This is a genomic window from Streptomyces sp. G-G2, assembly GCF_030063135.1.
GTDB lineage: Bacteria > Actinomycetota > Actinomycetes > Streptomycetales > Streptomycetaceae > Streptomyces.
Genome location: NZ_JASISO010000024.1, coordinates 74520 through 94247 on the forward strand (window position 1 = coordinate 74520; position 19728 = coordinate 94247).

16 protein-coding genes and 1 pseudogene are annotated in these 19728 nt (G+C 75.1%); 7 read left to right on the forward strand and 10 right to left on the reverse strand.

Features of this window, described 5'->3' with window-relative positions:
- Nucleotides 1-176: 176 nt before the first annotated feature.
- Nucleotides 177-1478 (forward strand): ROK family transcriptional regulator, encoded by a 1302-nt coding sequence (locus QMF80_RS20150; RefSeq protein WP_283455268.1) that lies wholly within the window; start codon nt 177-179, stop codon nt 1476-1478.
- Nucleotides 1479-1509: 31 nt separating this feature from the next.
- Here the strand turns inward: QMF80_RS20150 and QMF80_RS38355 are convergent.
- From QMF80_RS38355 to QMF80_RS20190, 8 genes and pseudogenes are all read right to left on the reverse strand, one after another.
- Nucleotides 1510-1833: pseudogene (locus QMF80_RS38355) on the reverse strand (YoaK family protein); the annotation flags it as partial.
- Nucleotides 1830-2141: a response regulator gene (locus tag QMF80_RS20160; protein ID WP_283455270.1), complete on the reverse strand. Its 312-nt coding sequence runs from the start codon at nt 2139-2141 to the stop codon at nt 1830-1832. The pseudogene QMF80_RS38355 and the gene QMF80_RS20160, both read right to left, overlap by 4 nt.
- 421 nt (nt 2142-2562) lie before the next feature.
- On the reverse strand, nt 2563-3717 hold the full coding sequence (locus QMF80_RS20165; protein ID WP_283455272.1) for a LacI family DNA-binding transcriptional regulator: 1155 nt from the start codon (nt 3715-3717) through the stop codon (nt 2563-2565).
- A 51-nt stretch (nt 3718-3768) separates the two neighbouring features.
- Nucleotides 3769-6429: a glycoside hydrolase family 3 C-terminal domain-containing protein gene (locus QMF80_RS20170; protein ID WP_283455274.1), complete on the reverse strand. Its 2661-nt coding sequence runs from the start codon at nt 6427-6429 to the stop codon at nt 3769-3771.
- Nucleotides 6430-6531: 102 nt separating this feature from the next.
- Nucleotides 6532-6966: a hypothetical protein gene (locus tag QMF80_RS20175; RefSeq protein ID WP_283455276.1), complete on the reverse strand. Its 435-nt coding sequence runs from the start codon at nt 6964-6966 to the stop codon at nt 6532-6534.
- 147 nt (nt 6967-7113) lie between these two features.
- Nucleotides 7114-8247 carry a tetratricopeptide repeat protein gene (locus QMF80_RS20180; protein ID WP_283455278.1) on the reverse strand — a complete coding sequence of 378 codons (1134 nt, stop codon included), beginning with the start codon at nt 8245-8247 and terminating at the stop codon, nt 7114-7116.
- Nucleotides 8244-9338 (reverse strand): tetratricopeptide repeat protein, encoded by a 1095-nt coding sequence (locus QMF80_RS20185; protein WP_283455279.1) that lies wholly within the window; start codon nt 9336-9338, stop codon nt 8244-8246. Before QMF80_RS20185 ends, QMF80_RS20180 begins: the two co-directional genes overlap by 4 nt.
- Nucleotides 9335-10705 carry an ATP-binding protein gene (locus QMF80_RS20190; protein WP_283455280.1) on the reverse strand — a complete coding sequence of 457 codons (1371 nt, stop codon included), beginning with the start codon at nt 10703-10705 and terminating at the stop codon, nt 9335-9337. The genes QMF80_RS20185 and QMF80_RS20190 overlap by 4 nt, the downstream gene beginning before the upstream one ends.
- Before the next feature lie 148 nt (nt 10706-10853).
- On the opposite strand from QMF80_RS20190, the gene QMF80_RS20195 reads away from it, so the two are divergent.
- The gene (locus tag QMF80_RS20195; protein ID WP_283455281.1) at nt 10854-11594 is read left to right on the forward strand and encodes an SDR family oxidoreductase; all 741 of its coding nucleotides are present in this window, start codon (nt 10854-10856) and stop codon (nt 11592-11594) included.
- A 71-nt stretch (nt 11595-11665) separates the two neighbouring features.
- Here the strand turns inward: QMF80_RS20195 and QMF80_RS20200 are convergent, their stop codons facing one another.
- Nucleotides 11666-12439 (reverse strand): peptidoglycan-binding domain-containing protein, encoded by a 774-nt coding sequence (locus QMF80_RS20200; RefSeq protein WP_283455283.1) that lies wholly within the window; start codon nt 12437-12439, stop codon nt 11666-11668.
- A gap of 240 nt (nt 12440-12679) precedes the next feature.
- Here QMF80_RS20200 and QMF80_RS20205 point away from each other — a divergent pair, with 240 nt between their 5' ends.
- From QMF80_RS20205 to QMF80_RS20235, 5 genes are all read left to right on the forward strand, one after another.
- Nucleotides 12680-13129, forward strand: coding sequence for a hypothetical protein (locus tag QMF80_RS20205; RefSeq protein WP_283455285.1), 450 nt, complete (start codon nt 12680-12682; stop codon nt 13127-13129).
- A 63-nt stretch (nt 13130-13192) separates the two neighbouring features.
- The gene (locus QMF80_RS20210) at nt 13193-14044 is read left to right on the forward strand and encodes a MerR family transcriptional regulator (protein ID WP_283455287.1); all 852 of its coding nucleotides are present in this window, start codon (nt 13193-13195) and stop codon (nt 14042-14044) included.
- A gap of 9 nt (nt 14045-14053) precedes the next feature.
- The gene (locus QMF80_RS38080; RefSeq protein WP_349372224.1) at nt 14054-15496 is read left to right on the forward strand and encodes a P-loop NTPase family protein; all 1443 of its coding nucleotides are present in this window, start codon (nt 14054-14056) and stop codon (nt 15494-15496) included.
- Between the two features lie 429 nt (nt 15497-15925).
- Nucleotides 15926-16510, forward strand: coding sequence for a GNAT family N-acetyltransferase (locus tag QMF80_RS20230; RefSeq protein ID WP_283455336.1), 585 nt, complete (start codon nt 15926-15928; stop codon nt 16508-16510).
- Nucleotides 16511-16543: 33 nt separating this feature from the next.
- On the forward strand, nt 16544-16768 hold the full coding sequence (locus QMF80_RS20235; RefSeq protein WP_283455288.1) for a hypothetical protein: 225 nt from the start codon (nt 16544-16546) through the stop codon (nt 16766-16768).
- Nucleotides 16769-16883: 115 nt separating this feature from the next.
- Here QMF80_RS20235 and QMF80_RS20240 read toward each other — a convergent pair whose 3' ends face one another.
- Nucleotides 16884-19622 carry a DNRLRE domain-containing protein gene (locus QMF80_RS20240; RefSeq protein ID WP_283455290.1) on the reverse strand — a complete coding sequence of 913 codons (2739 nt, stop codon included), beginning with the start codon at nt 19620-19622 and terminating at the stop codon, nt 16884-16886.
- Nucleotides 19623-19728 lie beyond the last annotated feature (106 nt).

Consider the following 19728-nt stretch of genomic DNA (forward strand, 5'->3'; position numbering starts at 1 on the left):
CGGCCCCTTTCAACAGGGTCGGGCGACGGGCCCGGGAAGGGGTCGGGAGCCGCCTTTCGGCCGCCCCGTTACTTCCAGACCTTAATTTAGGACGTGATTTAAGCCTCGGGAAAGGGTCGCGTCAAGGGGTCGCGCAAGGGTATGTTGCGAATCGTTGTCAGGGCGGAAGGAGCCACATGACGGGCAGTCACGGACGTACGGTGCGGGACCTGCGGCGCGGCAACCGCAGCACCGTGCTGCAGCGGTTGTACTTCGGCGGGCCCATGAGCCGCCAGGAGCTGGGCCCGGTCACCGGCCTCAGCTCCGGATCCGTCAGCAACGTGGTGGGCGAACTGGTCGCCGACGGCCTGCTGGAGGAGGCGGGCGTCGTCGACTCCGACGGCGGCCGCCCCCGCACCCTGCTCCGGGTCGCCCCGGGCAGCGCCCACATGATCGGGGTCGATGTCGGCGAAACCCGGGTCCGGGTCGAGCTGTTCGACCTGACCCTGACCGAACTCGCGCGCGCCGAACTCCCGTTGCAGCCGCGCGGCTGCTACGACGTCGGGCTCATCGTCGACCACATCCGCACCGGCATCGCCGCCGTCCTCGACGGGGCGGGCGTCGGCACGGAACGGCTCCTCGGCGTCGGCGTCGGCGTACCCGGCATCGTCGACCGCGACGCGCCCGGCGGGACCGTCGTGCACGGCCAGACCATCGGCTGGGACGCCGTACCCCTGGAGGCCCTGCTGCGCGCCACCGGGGCCCTGCCCGAGGAGGTCCCGTACCTCATCGACAACGGCGCGCGCACCCTCGGCCAGGCCGAGATGTGGTTCGGCGCGGGGCGGGGGGCGCGCGACGCGGTCGTCGTCCTGTTCGGGTCGGGTGTGGGCGCCAGTCTGATCACTGACGGCTCCCCCGGCGGCGGGTCCAGCGACGGCGCCCCGCTCGAATGGGGCCATCTGACGGTGTCGGTGCGCGGGCGGCGCTGCCGGTGCGGGGCGCTGGGCTGCCTGGAGGCCTACACGGGGGCCGAGTCCCTGCTCGCCCGGTGGGCGGAGCGGGGCGGCAGCGCCGGGGGCGCGCTGGACGAGGAAGCGGCGCTCGCCGTGCTGCTGAGCCGTGCGGTGGCCGGGGACCCGGTGGCGGCGGAGGTGCTGGAGGAGACCGCCGAGTACCTGGGCGCGGGGCTGTCCGACGTGATCAACCTGTTCCAGCCGGAGCGGATCCTGATCGGCGGCTGGGCCGGGCTGATGCTGGGCCCGCACATCCTGCCCTCGGTGCGCGAGCACGCCCGGCGGTACTCGCTGCGCCATCCCGCCGACCGGGTCACGATCGACCTGGGCTCGCTGGGCCCGGACGCGGTCACGGTGGGCGCGGCCACCCTCCCGCTGTCGGCCTTCTTCACCACGGGAGGCCGGCGCCCGGTACCCGCTCCCCCGACCGAACCCCCGGGCTGGCACACCGCCTTGGCCACGCGCGGCGGCACGGCGGGCCGCTGAGGCCAGTGCCGCACTAGCCCTCGGACGTCGCCCGGGAGGTGGACCGGACGGCCGCCAGGGCTCCGGCGAGGAAGGCGGCCAGGGCGGTCCCGGAGGCCAGGGCGGACAGCTGCCGGTCCCCGGCCAGGGCGAAGCCGAGGAAGACCACGTTCCCGGTCATGTTCGCGACGAAGACGTGGTCGAGCCCGAGGAAGCTCACCGCGTCGACGACCCCGCTGACGAAGGTCAGCACCACCAGCAGCGGCGGCAGCACCCCGTGCCCGCCCCGCGCCCTGGTGGGGGCGGTCCCCGGAGGGGGCGGGAAGAGGAGGTCGGTCAGCGTGCGCAGCGGGCCGCGGCGGCGGGGCGGGGTCATCCGGTGGGCTCCTCGCCGGGGCGGTCGGCGGGGCGGTCCGCCCGTACGTCGGACCCGGAACAGGTGCCCTCGAGGAGGGGTCCGTCCACCCCGGGGCCGAGGGCCCGTGCCGCGTGTTCATCGAGCCCGAGGGTCGTCACGACGACGATGTGCGTGACCGGACGCCTCTCGAATCCCGTGGCCCGCAGTGCGGCCGTCGCCTCCGGGCCGCTCATGCGCGGCACGCGGATATCGAGCGGCGGAACGTCCGGGCGGAAACCCCTGACGGCCACCCGGGCGGCGCCGCCTCCCAGTTGCTCGGACTCCACGGGAACTCCATCCGGGCCGTTGGTCAATGCCGTGCGGCCCTCGGGCGACGGGGCAGGGGGCGACGGGGCGGGACTCACCCCCACGGAGAAGGGGGGCGGATCGCGTCCTTCGGCTGGCAGAAAGCCTACCGACCGGCGGCGCACGACCGACTCAGCGACCCGTATCCATTCGAGGGCCACTCACCGGTCGGGCATGACAGCCCGGTACGCCGGCGCTTCGGTCGAGGGACCCGGCCTTCGCCATCGGCCGCCCGGACCTCGCCACCATCAACGTGTACATCCCGTTGAACACGTCGCCGGGTCGAGCGTACAAGGCACCCTCGGCGGCGGTCCCGACCTGGATCACCGGCCCGAGCCACGGCGGCGCGGCGACCGGCGGCGCGGCGACCGGCGGCGACGATCCGCTCGACCGCGCCGCCGCTCAGGCCGAGTCGCGGACGATCAGTTCCGGTGCGAACAGCACCGGCGTACGGGTCGGGGCCTCGCCGTCGAGCAGCAGCCGGACCATCTCGGCCGCCATCTCCTCCACCGGCTGGCGTACGGTCGTCAGCCTCGGCCTACAGGCGGTGGCGGCGCTGGAGTCGTCGAAGCCGACCACGGCCACGTCGCGCGGAACGCGGCGGCCGTACTCGTGCAGCACCAGGCAGGCACCCTGGGCCATCAGGTCGTTGGCCGCGAACACCCCGTCCAGATCGGGCTGTTGGGCCAGGAGCAGACGCATGGCCCGTTCGCCGCCCTCCACCGTGAAGTCCGCCTGGGCGACGGCCACCGGCCGCGCGGACCCGCCGGGGGGCTCACCCGCAAGACCGCTCCCGGACCCGGCCATCGCCTCAATGAAACCCGTGACGCGTTCCCGGCTCGCCGGTACGTCCGCCGGTCCCGCGATCACCGCGATCCGACGGCGGCCCCGCTCCCGCAGGTGCCCCGCCGCGAGCGCGCCGCCGTCCCGGTGCCGCAGGTCCACCGACGGCAGGGGTACGTCCGGCTCGGGGCGCGCGAACAGCACGGCGGGCAGCCCCGCCCGCGCGAGCAGCCTCGGCAGCGGATCGTGCGGATGGGTCGAGACCAACAGGGCGCCATCCGCGCCTCCTTGGGCGAGGTACGCGACCAACTCGGCGCGTTCGGAGTCCGTTTCGGCGCACATCAGCACCGGATGCACTCCGCGCGGACGCAGCGCGCGGACCACTCCGCTGACCACCCGGCCGAAGAAGGGGTCCTGGAAGACGCGGGCCGCGAACTCGTCCGGGGCGTCCGTGCCCGCCCCCGAGACCACCAGGGCGACCGCCCCGGCCCGCCGGGTCACCAGCGAGCGGGCCGCCCGGTTGGGCACGTACCCGGTGTCGTCCACCGCGCGCCGGACCGCCTGGCGGATGGCCGGGTCCACATTGCGGATGCCGTTGACCACGCGGGAGACGGTGGCCCGGGAGACCCCGGCGGCCCGGGCGACATCCTCGAGCGTCGGCGCCGCTCCCGTCCCAGCGCGGGCCACGGCTGCGGCTGCGGCTGCCGATACCGCTCCGGTCGCCGCCCCCGCTCCCGCACTGCCGCCGCCGCCCGCGCGTCCCCCTGTGTCCATGGCGGCACTGTATCTTCCGGCCCCGCGCGCCCCCGGCCACGCCCCGTGCGGCTACCCGGCCACGCCCCGCGTGCCCCCCGGCCACGCCCCGTGCGGCTCTACGTCGAGCACCGCCCGGAGGGGGAGGTCGCCCGCCGTGGGCCCGGCCAGGACCTCGTACCTGCCCGGTTCCGTGACCCAGGTCCCGGCCGCCGGGGACCAGTACTGGAGGGCGCGCGCGGGGATCCGTACCACCGCCGCCACCCGTTCCCCCGGCTCGGCCCGGACGGTCGTCCAGCCCGCGAGCCAGCGCACCGGGCGGTCCACCGCCGAACCGGGCCGGGCCAGGTACACCTGGACCAGCTGACGCCCGTACCGCGCCCCGGTGTTGCGCAGCACGACCGAGAACTCCCGCCCCTGAGCGACGGGTTCGCGGGCCCCCAGCTCCTCGAAGGCCCAGCTCGTGTAGCCGAGCCCGTGGCCGAACCAGTACGCGGGGGTGCGGCCCGTGCGCAGCCAGGCCCGGTGGCCGATGTGCAGGCCCTCCCCGTAGGGGAGTCGGCCGTCCGGCCCGGGGCGGGTGTCGTGGACGGGGGCGACGGTGAGGCGCGCGGGCCAGGTGGTGGGCAGGCGGCCGCCGGGTTCGGCGCGGCCGAGCAGGACGTCGGCGAGTCCGCTGCCCGCCTCCTGGCCCGGGAACCAGGACAGCAGCACGGCCCCCGCCTGCGCACGCCAGGGCAGCTCGACAGGACCGCCCGCGTTGACGACCACCGCGGTGCGGGGGTTGGCCCGCAGTACCGCCCGCACCACCTGGTCCTGCGGCGCCGGTAGTTCGAGCCCGGTGCGGTCGGCGCCCTCCGATTCGCTGCCGTCGGTGGTGCCGACGACCACGATCACGGCGTCGGCGGCGCGGGCGGCCGCTTCCGCCTCAGCGAGCGCCTCGGCGGGATCCGGGGGCGGCGGCGCGGCGGCCAGAACAGTGGCCCGGCCGGCCCCGGGGGCGAGTTGGCGGCGCGCGACCACCCACGCCTCCTCCCCCGCGACGAGGTGGATCCGGCCGGTGCGCAGCGGCGGGCGTACGTGGATGACGGCCGGGTCGTCGGTCTCGGGCGGGAACTCCCCGTCGAGGAGCGGCTCCCCGTCCACGGTCAGCCTCATCGGGCCGAAGCCCCCGAGTCCGAGGGTCCAGGCGCCGCTCACTTCCGGGTGGAGTACGGCGCCCAGCTCGACGGTGTCGGCTCCGGGAGGCAGCTCGGGCTCCAGCACCCGGCCGGAGGGAAGGCGAGCGGAGTGCAGCACCCCGCCCCGGGCGTCCAGGACGCGCAGGCGGACCCCCGGCTCACCCGTCTGCGGGTCCCGGGCGAGCCCGGACCCGACGGGCACCGGTCCGGCGTCGTCCAGGGCCGGGCCGGGGGCGTGCAGTACCCGTACGTGCGGGGGCAGCGCGGCGCGGAGCCCGGCGAGCGGGGTCACCACGGAACGCGGGAACACCTCGGCGCTGCCGCCCCCCTGCACCCGGGGGTCCCCGGCGTGCGCCCCGATGACGGCGAGGACGCGCAACGTCCCGGGGTCCAGGGGCAGCAGCCCCCGGTTCTCCAGCAGCACCGCGCTCCCGGCCACCGCCTCCCGCAGGGCCCCCTCCGGCCCGACGTCCGGCGCGTCCGGCACCGGCCCGACGGCCCGCGTGCCCGGCACCGGCGCGCGGGGGGCCGGGAGGGCGCCGACCCGGGTCGCCAGGCGCAGCAGGCGGCGGGCCTTGTCCGCCACGGCCCCTTCCGGGACCAGGCCCGCTTCCACGGCCCGGACCAGTTCAGCGCCCCAGGGCCCGGAGGGTCCCGGCATCGCGAGGTCCTGGGCGGCGGCTCCGGCGGCGGTGGTCGACCGGACCGCGCCCCAGTCCGAGACCACGGCCCCGCCGAAACCCCACTCCCCCTTCAGCGGTTCGGCGAGCAGGGAACTCTCGCTCATGGAGGCGCCGTTGACCCGGTTGTACGCCGACATCACCAGCCAGACCCCGGCGCGCACTGCTGCCTCGAAGGGTGCCAAGTACAGCTCGCGCAGCACCCGTTCGCCGATCCGGGCGTCCAGGGTCAGCCGGTCGGTCTCGGAGTCGTTGGCGACGTAGTGCTTGGCGGTCGCCGCGACCCCGCGCGACTGGATGCCCTCGATCAGCGCCGCCCCGGTGCGCCCGGCCAGCAGCGGGTCCTCGGAGAAGCACTCGAAGTGGCGTCCCGCCAGCGGGCTGCGGTGCAGGTTGAGGGTGGGCGCGAGGAGTACGTGGACGCCCTTGCGCCGGGCCTCGTCACCGAGGAGCGCGCCGAGACGGCGTACCAGGCCCTCGTCCCAGAGGGCGGCGAGGGCGCTCGCCGAGGGGAGCAGGGCCGAGGTGTCGCGTTCGTCCCAGCCGGGCCCGCGCACCCCGGCGGGCCCGTCGGAGAAGACCATCCGCCGCAGCCCGACGGCCGGTTCGGCCTCGGTCCGCCAGGTGTCGGCCCCGGTTAGCAGCCGTACCTTCTGCCTCAGGTCGAGTTTGTCCGCGAGGCGGGACACCTCGTCGTCCGAGAGCCCGCCCGCGTCCTCACCGGGGGGCCGGGACCCGCCCTCGTCCACGTCCCGCGAGCTGTCCCAGCCGGGCCCGCCGGGCCGCTCCCCGTCGTCCCCGCCCCCACGACGACCACGACGACCACGACGTCCACCGTCGCGGTCGTCACCATGACCTTCACCGCCACGCATGCGGGCCCCTTCACGTCGGGATCATTCGGGAGAGCGCTCTCCCGAATGATCCCGACCCGCGGGGCCCGCTGTCAACGGCGGCCGGGGCGAACTCCCTTGCCGTCAGCCGACGTTCACCGTGACGGTGGGCGATACGGCCTCACCGACCATCACCCGCAGCTGTTCCTTGCCCTTGTCGCGGAAGGTGTTGTCCAGCGCGAAGCTGCTGCCCTTCTTGACAGCCGTACTCGCGTGCAGCGTCGTCCACTTGGTTCCGTTCTTGTGCTGGAGCACCACCTTCGTGCCGATCGGCACGCCCTTCGTCCGGCCGGTGAAGGTGACCTTCTCACCCGTCTTCACCGAGGCCGGAGTCGCCGTGAGCGTGACGGTGGCGGTGGATTTGCCCGCCGACGCCGAGACGGTCGGACTCGGTTTGAGGCTCGCGGCGCCGGACGCGGCGGACGCGAAGGTCCCGGCGGCTCCGGCCGCCAGCAGGGCCACGGACAGAGCGCCCGTGGCAGCGATCCGGGCACAGCGACCACGCAGTGTGGCTTTCACATCGGACTCCCGTCGTGACGGATTCCCCCACGCGTCGCGAAACCACCCGATATGGGGTGTTTCGAACGGGTCTGATGCTACGTACCTGCGCCGACGCGTGTCGACTCGATCATGCATGCGCGCAGGTCAGCAGGGGTTGGGCCAGCTCTATGCGGGCCGCCGGTCCGGGGACCGGCGCCCCAGCGCCGTCCGGGTGATCCAGTACGTCAGGACCAGGCCCACGATCAGCGGCGCCCCCAGGCCGCCGACCACCCCCGCGGCGAGCATCGGCAGCGCGATGACGACCACGGCGTACAGGGCCGTCAGGGCCACCACCGCCGCCATCGCGATCACCGGCGGACAGCTGCGCGCGGTGAGCAGCATCGGGCGGCGCAGCCTCGGCGAGATCCTGCCGCGCTGCCACAGCGCCCAGCCGGCCCACAGCCCCAGCAGCAGTACCGATCCGAGCACGGTGGCGACGGCCCGCTCGGTGGCGCTCGTACCTTCCGGGGCCCGGGTGCCGACGGAGAGGACGAATCCGACGAGGGCGGGCCAGCGGGCCCCGGCGGCGATGCCCCAGGCCATCGCCTCCAGGTTGTACCGGGCGTGCCGGTCCTCCAGGTCGAGGGCGGCCGATGCGACGAAGCCCTCGGCGGCACGGGTCCACGCGGAGCGGCTGAACCAGCTGCGGCGCAGGTGCAGCGTGGCCAGGTTGTTGTGGGCCTCGCTGCTCTCCGGGTCGAGGCTCAGGCTGGTCTCGTAGGCCAGCTCGGCGGTGACCCGGTCACCGAGGCGGTGGGCGAGGAGGCCGACCATGAAGTGGGCCGAGGCGACGTCGGGGCCCAGTTCGGTGGCGCGCCGGGCGGCGTCGTACGCCTCCCCGCGGCGCCCGCGCTGCCCGCCCCGCTCCAGGACCACCGCGAGGCTGTAGTGGACACCCCAGAAGAGCGGGGCGAGTTCGACGCCGTGCCGGGCGCTCTGTTCGGCTTCGGGGAAGCGGCCGAGTGTGGTGAGGACGTCCGTCCGTACGAGCCGTGCCGAGACGTCGTCGGGCCCGCACCGCAGGGCTTCGTCGGCGCTCCGCAGCGCGCCGGGCAGGTCTCCGAGGGCGCGGCGGCAGCGGGCGAGGACGACCAGCGCGCGCGGGTCCTCGGGACGCTGGGCCAGGTACGCGCCCACGACGGCCGCGGCCTGCTCGAACCGGCCCAGGTCGTGCAGCGCCTCGCCGCGTTCCAGGGCCGTGGGGTCCGCCCCCTCCGCGGCTTCGGGGTGTTCGGCGCGAGCGGGCGGCTCGGCGCTCACGTGATCTTCTTCCGGTCGTGGAGGACGGTCGCCAGGGCCGGGACGAGACCGGTCCAGAACAGCAGCTGCGGAACGTCCCGTCCGGTCCAGGGCACGACGGCGATCAGCACCCCGCAGAGGGTCGCCCAGGCCGCCTGGACGAGGACCACCCGGGCCCAGGGCTCCCGGGCGACGAGCGGACGTACGCTCATCCGGACCCCGAGGCGCATCGTGCGGTAGCGGCGCCAGGCGCCGAAGCCCCAGACTGCGCTCATCAGCACCAGCACCCAGAGCCGCATGCCGAGCGGCAGCGGGAGCGGTACGGGCTCCTCGCCCTCGGTGGGGAAGGTGTTGACGGCCGCCGCGGCGATGACCAGGCAGCCGAGGGCGAGCCAGCGGGTGCCGCGCAGCATCCGGTAGACGGCCGCGTCGAGTCCCGAGCGCAGGTCGGCCGAGCCTGGTACGACGGCCAGCGCGGCAGCGAAGGTGTCGGCGGCCCGGGCCGCGCTGGTCCCGGGCTGGTCGGCCTCGCGGCGCGCCAGGTAGGGGACGGCGAAGGTGTTGCCCGGATCGGAGCCGAGCAGGGTGCGCCGGGCCTCCTCGGCGGCTTCCTCGCGGCCCGTCTCGGTGGCGACGTAGAGGAGCACCTCGCGGACCCACTGCTCCTCGGGGCCGAGGCGGGCGGCGGCCCGGGCCTCCTCCCAGGCGTCGTCGGGGCGCTTGGGGTCGACGAGCATGAGCAGTTCGGCCCGTCCGGCGCGGGCGAGCCAGTTGTCCGGGTCGATCCGGACGGCCCGTTCCATCATGTCCAGCGCGTCCGCGTAGCGGCCGACCCGGCGCAGGCAGAAGGAGCGGGTGAAGTACGCGTCGTAGTACTCCGGGTCGCGGACCAGGGCCTCGGCGGTGGCGTCGTAGGCCTGCTGGTAGTCCCGGCGCCCGAAGTGGGCGCGGGCGAGCCAGACCCAGGCGAACAGGTCCTCGGGGTCCTCGGCGAGGCGGCGGCCGAGCACCTCCAGGGCGGCCTCGGAGCGACCCGCCTCGACGAGCGCCATGCCCTGGGCGCTCAGGGGGTGCCGGGTGTGCCCGGTGGGCGGGGTGTGCGGGCCGGTCACAGCTTCCGCTTCTTCTTCAGGTAGGCGAGCAGGTCGTCGTACATGCCCCCGTCGTTGGCGAACATGGCCACATTGCGGGCGGAGGCGAACCAGGGCTCGCTGGAGGGGCGGATCTGCTTCGCGGCGGAGAGCAGGTCCTTCATGCCGATCATGCGTACGGTGCCGGTACGGGCGGAGTCGAGCAGCGCCGTCTCGGCGGCCGTCTCGCACACGTGGGCCAGGTCGGCGCCGGAGAAGTCCTCGGTGGCCTTGGCGAGTTTGCCCAGGTCGACGGCTTCGATGGGACGTTCGCGCAGGTGGTAGTGGAGGATCGCCTCGCGGGCCGCGGCGTCCGGCGGGAGCACGAGCAGGGTCCGGTCGAGCCTGCCGGGGCGGCGCAGGGCGATGTCCACGTCCCAGGGGACGTTGGTGGCGGCGAGCACGAAGACGCCCTCGTCGGCGCCGCTGCCGACACCGTCCAGCTCGGTCAGCAGCTGGTTGACGACGTTGCGCAGGCCGCTGTGGGCCGTGCGGCTGCGCTTGGCGCCGAGCGCGTCCAGTTCGTCGAGGAAGACCACGCAGGGGGCCTGGCGGCGGGCGGTCTCGAAGATGTCGTGGACGTTCTTCTCGGACCGGCCGATCCACATGTCGAGGATGTCGGACAGCGAGATCGACATGAAGCTCGCGCCGAGTTCACCGGCGACGGCCCGGGCGATGAAGGTCTTTCCGCAGCCGGGCGGTCCGTAGAGGAGCAGGCCGCCGCGCAGGCTCTTGCCGTAGAGCTTGCGCAGTTCGGGGTTGCGCATCGGGGCCAGGAAGGCCGCTTCGAGGCGGTCCTTGACGTCCTGCATGCCGCCGACGTCGGCGAGGCGTACGGTTCCGGGCGCGTCGATGTCCCAGGGCGAGGTGTCGTCGTCGTCCGGGCCGCCCGGGCCCTCGCCGTCGCTGGTGAGGGGCTGTTCGCGGGCTTCGTCCGCGCCGGAGCCGGGCACGAAGCGGGGGGCGACGACCCCGTCGAGGTCCTGCTCGGCGGCGTCCCAGTCGAAGCCGGGGCGACCGGCGGCACGGCCGGTGGCGGCGGGCGGCACGGCCGGGGGCGCGGGCGCGGGTGGCGCAGCAGGGGGCGCGGGCGGTGCGTCGGTCGGCGCGGGCGGGGCCGTCGGCACGGCCGGTCCGGCGGGCGGCAGGCCCATCGCGCGCAGCATCAGGTTCCGGGCCTCGGCGTCCGCGGGCGCGTACTGCAAAGCCACCGCGACCTCGGCCACGGCGGCTTCGGAGTGCCCTGCCGCGAGCAGCAGTTCGGCGAGGTGCAGGCGCAGGGGGACGTCCTCGGGCGCGGCGGCGACCGCCGTGCGCAGGCTCCGGATCAGGGGGGACTCGTCGGACATGGCCTCACCCTATGGAGTGAACCCCGAACTGACGAAACGGAACCATCGTTGACGGATGCCCGCGCCACGCGTCGGGTGATCACGGCGTGTACGGTCCTCACCGCGACGCATCCCGCACCGCATCCCGCGTCGGCCCAGGAGGCAGCACATGACGGTTCCGGTCACCGTGGTCACCGGCGGCAGCAGGGGGATCGGGGCGGCGACCTGCCTGCGCCTGGCGGCCGAGGGACACCGTCTCGCCCTCGGCTACGTCAGCGACGCGACGGCCGCGGAGGCGACCGCCGAGCGGGTGCGGACGCTGGGCGTCCGGTGCGTGACGGTACGCGTGGACACCTCCGAGGAGGCCGGTGTGGAGCGGCTGTTCGACATCGCGCGGGACGAACTCGGGGCGGTGACCGGCCTGGTCAACAACGCCGGGGTGACGGGACCGCTGGGGCGGCTCGCGGACGCGCGGACGGGGGACCTGCGGCGGGTGGTGGACGTGAACCTGTTCGGGTACCTGCTGTGCTGCCGCCGGGCCGCCCGCGACATGGCCGCCACGGGCGGCGGCGCGATCGTGAACGTGTCCTCGGCCGCTGCCACTCTCGGCGGGGCCGGGGACTACGTCCACTACGCGGCGACGAAGGCGGCCGCCGACGCCCTGACGGTGGGCCTGTCCAAGGAGCTCGGCGCGGACGGGATCCGGGTGAACGCCGTCGCACCCGGCATCATCGACACCGACATGCACGCGGCGATGGGCGACCCGGACCGGGCGGCCCGCTCGGGCCCCGGCATCCCGCTCGGCCGCCCCGGCCTGCCCGCCGAGGTGGCGGCCGCCATCACCTGGCTGCTGTCCCCCGACGCCTCGTACACGACGGGCGCGGTCCTGCGGGTCTCCGGCGGCCGCTGACCGGGGGCGGTGGCGTCACCCACTCCTGCGGCCGCTCGGGCCATCAGCGGTCGTACGTCGGGAACGCGCCGTTACGAGCGGCCGGTCATCGCCGCGCGGGTGGCCGGGCCGTAGACGCCCGAGGGGTCGCCCGTGAGGCCGCGGTCGCGCTGGAACTGGGCGACTCCGCGCCGGGTCCCGTCGTCGTACGTCCCGGAGGCGGAGACGTACGTGAACCCCTGGGCGAAGAGCTGTTCCTGCAGGGCGCGCACCTCGGCCCCGGAGTCCCCGGGTCGCAGGGTGGCTCCCGTGGCCGGGCTCGGCGGACGCGGGGTGACCGGCGGCCCGGACGGCGTCGGCCGCGCCGGAGCCGGGGAGACCGGGACGCTCGCGCCGGGGGCGGACGGGGCGGGGGTCGCGGGCGGGCGTACGGACGCGGTCGAGGACACGACGGGGTCCTCGGCGGCCGCCCCGTGGCCCGGGAGCCCGGGCACCGACACCGAGGGCGGCCTGACCGTGCGCGGCGGATCGGCGGGCGGGGCGTCGAGCAGGACGAGCAGGGTGCCGGTGGTGAGGACGGCGAGCAGACCGAGCACCACCAGGGAGTTGCGCATGCCGTGTTCGCGCCGTACGCCGGGTACCGCGTCCGTGGCGGCGGCCCCGGGCGCCGCGGGCGCGTCGGAAGCGGCCGCCGGCACGGCTGCGGACGCCCGGCGCGGCTCCCCCGGGGTGTACGGCGGCCAGGCGGGGGCGCCCGTAGGGCCCTGCGCGCCCCGTCGGGACGGGCGGCCGCCGCGGGTGACGTAGGGGCGCACGAGGAGCCGGTCGTCGAGGACGGGGCCGGTCTCATCGGGGTGGTGGGGCACGGTCGTCTCCAGGCAGGGCTGCGAAGGGGGGCCGGGCGAGTTCCGGAAGAGCCGGCCCGGCCGCCGGGTCAAAGTAGCGCGAACCAGACGCGGGCCCGACGGCGGGTCCAGCTCGGCCCGTTCGCCCCGCCGCGCCCGGGTCCCTGGGGGCCCGGGCCCCGGGCGCCGACCCCGAACTCCCGTCACCCGTACGCGGTACCGGGCCCGACGTCCGGACCCGGGGTACGGCATGGTGGAGGGATGCAGTTACGCCGGGCCGTCCCCCTCTCCCTCGCCGTACTCCTCGCGGGGACCGGCTGCGTCTGCGTCGGCGCGCACGCTCCGGCCCCCTCACACACGCCCGTACCACCCGCCGACTCCCCGGTGCTGCCGCTCGGCCGGGTGCCCGACGGCTCCGGCACGCCCCCGGGCCCGCTGTTCGCGGAGCCGGACGGGGCGGCGCGCTCCGCCCGGCCCTCCCCCGACGCGTCCGCGCGGGACGCCCGCCGGGCGGACGGGCAGGAAGCCCGCCCTTCGGCGCCCCGGCGGACCTCCCCGCGCAAGTCCGCCCCCTCCCGCCCCCGCCACCCGATCGCCCCCGCACCCGCGCGGGTGCCCGGCGGGCCGGGCATGGACGAGCTGTGCGCGGCGGCCGAGGGCGCCGTCCCGCCGTCGGTCGTGGACCTGTGCGTGGGGCAGTACGACCGTTGAACGGGCCTACGGCGAGAATCGCTTGACCCTCCCCCTGTGTGAGGCCCTGCACTGGAAGGCGTCATGTTCACCATCGGAGACTTCGCCAAACACGGCCGGGTGTCGGTCCGCATGCTGCGTCATTACGACGCCATCGGGCTGCTGCGCCCTGCCCGTGTCGACCCCGTCAGCGGCTACCGCCACTACGAGGCCGCCCAGCTCGCCCCGCTCAACCGGATCATCGCGCTCAAGGAACTCGGCTTCAGCCTCCAGCAGGTGGGGTCGATCCTCGGCGACCGGGTGGGTGCGCAGGAGCTGCGCGGCATGCTGCGGCTGCGCCGGGCGGAACTGGAGGAGGCCCTGGCCGCTACGGCGGCCCGGCTCACCCAGGTCGAGACGAGGCTCCGGACCATCGAGAGCGAGGGCGCCATGCCCACCGAGGACATCGTCGTGAAGAGCCTGCCGCCCGTGCGGCTGGCCGAGTTGACGGGGATCGCGGCGAGTTACGGCCCGCAGGACATCGGGCCGGTCGTCGGGCCGCTGTACGAGGAGCTGTGCGGGATGTTCGAGACCGCGCGGGTGACCCCCACGGGGCCGGGGGTCGCGTACTACGAGGACGCGCCCGAGCCGGACAGCGGGGCGATCCTGGTGCACGCGGCCCTGCCGGTGGCGGAATCGGTGCGCGCGCGGGATCTGGGACCGGCGGTGCGGATCGTCGTGCTCCCGGCGGTGGAACGTGCGGCGACCGTGGTGCACCGGGGCCCGATGGACGGCGTACTGCCCACCGCGCAGGCCCTCGCGCGCTGGATCGACGCGCACGGCCACCGGTCGGCCGGGTACGCGCGCGAGCTGGCGCTCGCCTGCCCGCCGGACCGCGCCCAGTGGGTGACCGAGTTGCAGGAGCCGCTCGCGCAGGGGAGCCCGGACGGTACGTAGGCTGCGCGTATGCGGCGGGTACTGGTGGCCGGGATCAGCGGGGCCGGGAAGTCGGCCCTGGCGGCGGAGCTGGGCCGACGGTCCGGGCTGCCGCACCACGGGATGGACGCGCTGCACTTCACCGGGCCGGGGTGGGCCGTGAACGAGGACTTCGTGCGGGACACGGCCCGCCTCGCGGCCGGGGACCGCTGGATCTTCGACTCGCTCGGCTACCCCGCCGTGCGGGACCTGCTGTGGGAGCGGGCCGACACCGTCGTCTGGCTGGACCATCCCCGCCGCGTGATCATGTGGCGGGTGCTGCGCCGCTCGGTGCGCAGGACCGTGTTCCGAGAGCGGGTCTTCGGGGGGAACGTCGAAACCTGGGGCGACTGGCTGCGCGCCGACCACCCGGCCTGGTGGGCCTGGTCTCAGTACGCCGCCCGGCGTGCCGAGATCGCCCGGCGGGCGGCCGATCCGCGCTTCGCACCGCTGCGGGTGGTGCGGCTGCGGAACCAGGCCGAGGCGGACGCCTGGCTGCGGGGGCTCGGCGCGGACGGCCCGGCTCAGGCGTGTTCCGACAGGGACGGCTCAGCCCCCGGGCGCGGCGGGGCGCAGGCGGCTCAGGCCGGTGCGGGCGGTGCGGCCGCGGCGGCGCCATTCGGAGCGCGGGATCCGGGCGCGCTGGCCCCCGCTGGTGATCAGGGCGTTCACCGGGGTGTGCGGGTCGGCCGCCATCCCCTTGGCGACCAGGACGCCGACCACCAGCGGCACCAGGGCCACGGCGAGGGCGGACCCGGCGGTGGTGACGTGCCGTACGCCGGGGTGCCGCAGGCTCGGGTACCGCGTGCTCAGGTGCCATGCGCGCGGGTACCGGCTGCGGGTACGGGGGCGGGTGGCGGCGTCGGATGTCATGGTCCCATTCGACCAGCGGCGGCGCCGCGGGGAATCGGGCGGCGTACTCAGGTCGTTGGGGACGAAGTACTCAGTGAGGAGTGGTCCGGGATGACGGATTCGGCTTCCGGGGAAGGCTTCGAGCCCGCGACGGGCGACGGGCCGGTGCCCGCCGGGGATCGCGCGGCGGCGCGGTCGCGGGCCGCGCAGGTGCGTACGGCGTACGAGGGTCTGCTCACCATGCGCCGGATCCTGAGCGGGGGCTCCGGGGACGCCCCCGCGCCCTGGGAGCGGCAGCGGATGCCGCGCGCGGTGGCGCTCGTACTGGAGGCGGCGGGCCTGCCCGCGTCGGCGCTGGACGGGAGCGGCCGGCGGGCCGCCACCGGCTACCGGGTCCGGGCCGGGGAGGCCCCCGAACGGGTCGAGGTGACCTGGGTGGGCCCCCCGGGCGGCGGGGCGGCCGCGGAGGAGGAGGAACGGCTGACGGCGTGCGCCGAGGAGCTGGGCCGCCACGGCTGGGAGTGCCTGCTCTACCGGGGCCCCCGGCGGCGCCGTTTCCTGGAGGTCGAACCGCCCCGCTGAGCCGGCGGCCGAAATCCGGTGTCGCCCGGGGCGTCCGTGGTGCAGGCTCGCGGGATGAGCACGATGGACGCCCTCGCGACCCGGGTCGCCGACGGCGAGACGGTGGAGTTCCGGCCCTCGGGGTCCTCGATGGTCCCGCTGGTCCACGACCGGCAGCCGGTGGTCGTCGCTCCGGCGGACCCCGCCCGGATCGAGGTCGGCGACATCGTGCTCGCGCGCGTGCGGGGCGCCGTGTACCTGCACCTGGTCTCGGCGGTGGACCCGTCGCTCGGGCGGGTCCGGATCGGTGACAACCGCGGCCGTGTCAACGGCTGGACCGGCCGTGACCGGGTGTACGGGATCTGCGTGGCCGTGGCAGGCGTACGACGCCCAGGAGCCGCGGACCGGATCCGCGGAGCGCTCCCGCCCGCCGCCGGTGCTCGCGCCCCGCTGCCCGGGGTCATCGCGGCGGCGCGGGTGGATCTGGTGCCGCTGGGGGTCGGGCACGCGGCGGAGATGGCCGGGGTGCTGGCGGATCCCGCGCTGCACCGGTTCATCGGGGGTGAACCGGCGGGCCCGGACGCGTTGCGCGCCCGCTACGCCCGGCAGAGCGCGGGCTCCCCCGACCCGGCGGTCCTGTGGGGCAACTGGGTGCTCCTGCTGCGGGGCGAGGGGCGGCTGGTGGGGGCCGTACAGGCCACGGTCGAGGCCGGGACCGCCGAGGTGGCGTGGGTGATCGGCACGCCCTGGCAGGGCCGCGGCCTCGCGACGGAGGCGGCCCGCGCCCTGGTCGCGGCGCTGACGACGGGCCGCCCGGCGGGTGCCACCACCGTGCGGGCCGCCGCACACGCACCGGTCACGCACGCACCCGTCGCACACGCGCCCGTCGCGCACACGGTCGTCGCGCACGTCCACCCGGACCACCACGCCTCGGCGGCCGTGGCGTCCGCCTGCGGGCTCGCCCCCACCTCCGTCGTCCAGGACGGCGAGGTCCGGTGGCGGCTCGCGCCGCCCGGTCAGCGCGCGTCCGGGTAGCGCGTCGGCCACCACGATCGGCGTGGAGCCCTCGTGGACCGGCTCCGCCGGGCCGATGCCCGGCCCCATGGCGGTCGCCGTCTCCAGGGCCACGGCCGAACCGGCCGCGCCCATCGCCACGCGGACCTGGTCACCGGCCGCCGCACGGGGCGCGGCGTCGTGTACGAGCTGCACGAAGCCCACGTCACGGCACTCCTCCAGCAGGTCCTGGCCCACATCGGCCGCGGCGGACCAGGAGCAGGACCCGGACCCGTGTAGCCGACACGCGAAGGGGGCGTGGGCCGCCATGGCCCACGCCCCCTGATGCGCCGTTCCGTCGTTCCGGCGTTCCGTCGTTCCTGCGTTCCGCCGCTGTGGGGTGGCCCCTACACCGTTACTGCGGCCCGAAGGTCAGGGACAGCTGCGGGGTCCCCTCGTTCGCTCCGGCCTCCGAGGACCAGAGCCACGCCGGGTCGGACCCGGGGTTGGTCAGCGCCAGACCGTAGGAGCCGTTCAGGGCCGCCGCGACGGCGGCCGTGTCCAGGGTGGTCGTGGCGACCGCCGAGCCGTCCGCGATCCCGGCGAAGCTGCCGAGGGCGGTGGCGCCGAGCGCCGGGCGGTTGTTGTACGTCGTACCCGTCTCGGTCCACGCTCCGGTGACCGGGACGACGGACACGGTGTCCGTCGTACCCGCCCCGTTCATGGTGCTGGTCTTCACACTGAGCGTGGCCGACTTCAGGACCGTACCGGCGGGCGCCGCGGGCAGGCTGAAGCGCAGGTAGCTCTGGTAGAGCGCGCTGCCGCCCACCGCCAGCGAACCGGAGGTGCCGAAGTTGGTGCCGGGCGCGCCCGCGTTGGCATAGGTGTCCTCGGCGGCCTGGATCTGGACGACCGAGTCGGCCGGGGCCGTGGCGAGGGCGAAGTGGTTCTGGACCTGCGCCGGGGTGAGGACCGTCGGGTAGACGGCGGTCTCGTCGAGCTGGCCCGCCCAGTAGTCGCTCGTGGGGCGCTCCGGCCAGCTGCCGAGGCTGTCGCCGCCCGCGTGCCAGTAGCCGGAGAAGTTCTCATTGGTGGTGACGTTCAGGGTGCCCTTCTGCGCCCCGTCCACATAGAGGACCATGCCGCCCGCGCCCTGGGTCGCGACGACGTGGTGCCACTGGTTGTCGTTGTAGCGGTCGGAGCCGCCGGTGGTGATGGTGCGGGTGGCGCCGGTGTAGACGCCGTAGATCAGACGGCCGTCATTGGTCATGTAGATGTGCTTGTCGTACTGATTGCTGCCCCGCGTCTGGTTGTTGCCGAAGCCGAACAGCTTGCCGCCGCGGGTGGTGTTCGTCTTGAACCAGGTTTCCAGCGTGTAGGTGTTCCCGACCGTCGTCCGGCGGTCGCCGTACACCTGGGTGTTCGTGCCGTTGAAGCCGATCGCGGTGCTCGCGCCGGTGACCGCGCCGGGCGTCTGACGCAGCGCCGGGGCGTTGAGGTGCACGCCGCTGGAGTTGCCGCCGTCCGAGGAGTCGGCGACGAAGGGGAGCGCGCTCTCGTCGTAGCGCCAGTACTGGGTGGCGCCGTCGGTACGGACCTGGTTCGGGTAGGCGTCCACCGTGGCCGGGACGGTCACCGAGGCGGTGGCCGAGAGGGCGCTGGTGTTGCCCGCGCCGTCGGTCGCGGTCACCCGGTAGCTGTAGGACTGGCCCGCCGAGACGGTGGTGTCGGTCCACGACGCCTGGGGGCGCCGGAAGAACAGCGAGTCGGCGTTCACGGTGGCGATCGGGGTGGCCGATCCGTTGCGGTAGACCTTGTAGGTCAGGGTGCCGTCGTCCAGGTCCAGGCTGGTGCGCCAGCGCACCTGCGCCTGCCCGGGCCTGTAGCTGACCGCGCTCGCGACCGGGACGGTCGGCGCGCCGGTGTCACCGGTCGAGGAGAAGCGGGTCAGGCTCTGCTGCGCCGAGCCGTTGACGGTGGTGAATTCGCCGCCGACCCAGAGGTAGGGGACCCCGGCCTTGGAGCCGACCGTCATCACCCGCGGTCCGATGCCCTCGCCGATGCCGTCGTTGGTGTCGGGGGCCCAGCCCAGCTTCGCCGTGCTGGTGGTGGGTTCGGCGAGCAGGTGGTGGCGCTGCCCGTCGGGGTACTCGCCGACGCTGGAGCAGTCGTGCGCGTGCGAGGCGCTGTACAGCACGTTCTGGTACGGCAGCACGGCCTGGGTGGCGCCGAGGCAGGTGTCGCGCCAACGCTGGTTGAAGTCGCTGAGGTTGAGGGCGATGCGGCCGTCGAAGACCCCGCCGCCCGTGCCCTCGTTGCCGGTGTAGAAACCGGTATCGTCGGCCGCGATGTCCTTGACCACCGAGTTGATCTCGATGAAGCCGGGATAGGACTTGGTGAGGGCGCCCGTGGTGGAGTCGACGACGGCGAGCGCGTGCGTGTTCGTACCGTTGACGGAGAAGAAGTCCCCGCCAATCAGCACGTTGTGTCCGTCGGGGGTCAGTTCGACCGCGCGGCCGGGCTCGTCGGCGTTGGCCGTGAAGGGCTTGAGCGCGCCGTCCGCCGTGCCGACGGCGGCGAAGCGCTGGCGCGACTGGCCCTGGACGGTCAGGAAGTCGCCGCCCGCGTAGATGGTGTCGTCGGTGACGGCGAGGGCCCGCACGGTGGCCGCGAAGGACGGGTGGAACGAGGCCTTCGGAGTGCAGGTCGCCACGTCGATCGCGGCGAGGCTGGATACCGGGACCCCGTTGACGGTGCCGAAGTAGCCGCCCGCGTACAGGGTCTTCTTGTCTGGCGAGAGCGCCAGCGCGCGGACGGTGGCGGTGCCGCCGCCGACCGTGAAGGACAGTTCGCAGGAGGTCGGAGCGCCGGTCGCGGCGTCGAGCGCGACGAAGTTGACGGCCGACCGCTCGGCTCCGGAGCCCCCCTCGGGCGGCCGGACCGCGGAGAAGGTGCCACCGGTGAAGACGGTGCCGTCGACTTGGGCGAGCGCCCACACCACTCCGTTGGGCTGCCAGGTCGACAGCGGGTCGGCGGTGAACGCCACGGGCGGGGTGATCGCCGCCGCTTGTGGTGCGAGCCCCAGGACGACGGCAGCGCCGCCGCCCGCCAGGGCCAGGGCGAGAGCGGTCGCCAGGCCTTTGGATCTACGCATGAACCCCCCAGTTCAGTGTGCGAGGTGACGAAGGTGTGCCGCATGGCCGAAAACAGCCGAACCGAAACCATGCGTACGGGCGCACCTTAGGGGGGATCCATGCCGC